Source organism: Pseudomonas sp. 30_B (assembly GCF_017491605.1).
In the GTDB taxonomy this organism is placed as follows: Bacteria; Pseudomonadota; Gammaproteobacteria; order Pseudomonadales; family Pseudomonadaceae; genus Pseudomonas.
Genome location: NZ_JAFGYY010000126.1, coordinates 1 through 569 on the forward strand (window position 1 = coordinate 1; position 569 = coordinate 569).

Genomic DNA, 569 nt, shown 5'->3' on the forward strand with positions numbered 1-569 from the left:
TATGAAAGCTCTTCCTCGATCTGTAACAATCATGCTGGGTGTTCCGTGTCTGGTAATAATGTTTTCAATTATAAACTTGGTTACTTTAGGTGTAGTTCCGTTAGGTACGGCTTTGATTTCTGCATAACGTGTGTAGTAATCAATAGCTACGATGACATCACGATTGCCATTTCGTGATCGATTAAAAGGTCCTAGAACATCACATCCCCATTTATCAGCCGGAGAATTTCGGTTCATTGGCATCATTAGTCCATATTGTTTTCCTGGAACTTTCTTTCTAGTCAAACAGTCACTACAAGATTCTACGTAAGAATTAACGATGTTTTTCATGTTATGAAAATGGAATCGTCCTTGTATACGTTTCAATGTTCTTTCCTTTCCTCCATGACCGCTCATTGGATGATCGTGCATGTTGTAAAGTACTACGTTAATAAGACTGTTTGGTATTACTAATAAGGATGTTGGTGTTGCTTTTCGATATAAAATGTTATCAAACATTTCGTAATTTTCAATTTCTTCACCAGATTGAATTCTATCAATTAAGTGTTTAATTTCAGGATCATTTTGTT

At 35.3% G+C, this 569-nt stretch carries 1 protein-coding gene; it reads right to left on the reverse strand.

Features of this window, described 5'->3' with window-relative positions; genetic code table 11:
- Positions 1 to 569: integrase (locus tag J5M67_RS27545; protein ID WP_207888558.1), on the reverse strand; the 569-nt coding region annotated here is incomplete at both ends.